At 52.3% G+C, this 2,386-nt stretch carries 2 tRNA genes and 1 rRNA gene; all 3 read right to left on the bottom strand.

The features are described 5' to 3' along the window. Window positions 1–142: 142 nt before the first annotated feature. Window positions 143–218: transfer RNA gene (locus ACSZPK_RS26860), tRNA-Ala, on the bottom strand. Window positions 219–241: 23 nt separating this feature from the next. Beyond that, window positions 242–318, bottom strand: a tRNA-Ile gene (locus ACSZPK_RS26855). A gap of 91 nt (window positions 319–409) precedes the next feature. Next, window positions 410–1,946 (bottom strand): 16S ribosomal RNA (locus tag ACSZPK_RS26850). Window positions 1,947–2,386 lie beyond the last annotated feature (440 nt).

Below are 2,386 nucleotides of genomic sequence, written 5' to 3'. Positions count from 1 at the left end.
TGCCAGTGAAAGCAGCCAATCAGTCACTTCTATCACATACCCAAATTTTTAAAGAACAGTTCTGGCGCAAAGACCAGAAGTCAACATCCCAACCAGTCAATACCGGCAGATGCTCACTTCTGAGCTTTCAGCGATGAGTTAATGGTGGAGCCAAGGAGGATCGAACTCCTGACCTCCTGCGTGCAAAGCAGGCGCTCTCCCAGCTGAGCTATGGCCCCTCTCGACCTGCCATCCCGACAATTGGTGGGTCTGGGCAGATTCGAACTGCCGACCTCACCCTTATCAGGGGTGCGCTCTAACCAACTGAGCTACAGACCCAATCGTCACTCTCGGGTCTAAACCCAATCGCTTTTCGCAAGTGAATCAAGCAATTCGTGTGGGTGCTTATGACGAAGCTGATGTCGTCGATTAAGGAGGTGATCCAGCCGCAGGTTCCCCTACGGCTACCTTGTTACGACTTCACCCCAGTCATGAATCACTCCGTGGTAACCGTCCCCCTTGCGGTTAGACTAGCTACTTCTGGAGCAACCCACTCCCATGGTGTGACGGGCGGTGTGTACAAGGCCCGGGAACGTATTCACCGTGACATTCTGATTCACGATTACTAGCGATTCCGACTTCACGCAGTCGAGTTGCAGACTGCGATCCGGACTACGATCGGTTTTATGGGATTAGCTCCACCTCGCGGCTTGGCAACCCTTTGTACCGACCATTGTAGCACGTGTGTAGCCCTGGCCGTAAGGGCCATGATGACTTGACGTCATCCCCACCTTCCTCCGGTTTGTCACCGGCAGTCTCCTTAGAGTGCCCACCATTACGTGCTGGTAACTAAGGACAAGGGTTGCGCTCGTTACGGGACTTAACCCAACATCTCACGACACGAGCTGACGACAGCCATGCAGCACCTGTGTCTGAGCTCCCGAAGGCACCTATCCATCTCTGGAAAGTTCTCAGCATGTCAAGGCCAGGTAAGGTTCTTCGCGTTGCTTCGAATTAAACCACATGCTCCACCGCTTGTGCGGGCCCCCGTCAATTCATTTGAGTTTTAACCTTGCGGCCGTACTCCCCAGGCGGTCGACTTAATGCGTTAGCTGCGCCACTAAGCTCTCAAGGAGCCCAACGGCTAGTCGACATCGTTTACGGCGTGGACTACCAGGGTATCTAATCCTGTTTGCTCCCCACGCTTTCGCACCTCAGTGTCAGTATCAGTCCAGGTAGTCGCCTTCGCCACTGGTGTTCCTTCCTATATCTACGCATTTCACCGCTACACAGGAAATTCCACTACCCTCTACCGTACTCTAGCTCAGTAGTTTTGGATGCAGTTCCCAGGTTGAGCCCAGGGCTTTCACATCCAACTTGCTGAACCACCTACGCGCGCTTTACGCCCAGTAATTCCGATTAACGCTTGCACCCTTCGTATTACCGCGGCTGCTGGCACGAAGTTAGCCGGTGCTTATTCTGTCGGTAACGTCAAAATTGCAGAGTATTAATCTACAACCCTTCCTCCCAACTTAAAGTGCTTTACAATCCGAAGACCTTCTTCACACACGCGGCATGGCTGGATCAGGCTTTCGCCCATTGTCCAATATTCCCCACTGCTGCCTCCCGTAGGAGTCTGGACCGTGTCTCAGTTCCAGTGTGACTGATCATCCTCTCAGACCAGTTACGGATCGTCGCCTAGGTGAGCCATTACCTCACCTACTAGCTAATCCGACCTAGGCTCATCTGATAGCGTGAGGTCCGAAGATCCCCCACTTTCTCCCGTAGGACGTATGCGGTATTAGCGTTCCTTTCGAAACGTTGTCCCCCACTATCAGGCAGATTCCTAGGCATTACTCACCCGTCCGCCGCTGAATCAGAGAGCAAGCTCCCCTCATCCGCTCGACTTGCATGTGTTAGGCCTGCCGCCAGCGTTCAATCTGAGCCATGATCAAACTCTTCAGTTCAATACTGCTTGGGTTTTGAGAAAACCCTAAACTTGGCTCAGCAATCGCAAAAAACTCTCGAATTCACGAGTGTTGCTTGTGATGCTGATAATCTGGTGACTATCAGGCTTACATGCACAAGCACCCACACGAATTGCTTGATTCAATTTGTTAAAGAGCGTTCCAATTGAGCCTTTCGTCTCAACCGAGGCCGCGCATTCTACAGCAGCCCTTCATTCCGTCAAGCTGTTTTTGAAGAATTTTTCGTTTCTTCTCAACCGCTTAGCCAACCAGAAAATCTCTCCCTGATCAGCGGGAGGCGAATTCTACAGCGTTACAAACCGCTGTCAACTCCTCCTTTTCAACTTCGTTCGAACCGAGGATCCGAACCACCAACAGGATCAAACCACCACCCTGCCAGCGCGGCGCATTCTACTCGAATTCGCCGTCCGTGCAACCTG

It is taken from the genome of Pseudomonas sp. LRF_L74 (assembly GCF_965644255.1).
In the GTDB taxonomy this organism is placed as follows: domain Bacteria; phylum Pseudomonadota; class Gammaproteobacteria; order Pseudomonadales; family Pseudomonadaceae; genus Aquipseudomonas.
Note: the sequence above shows the minus strand (reverse complement) of the source record. Positions and strands in the feature narration are given on the sequence as shown.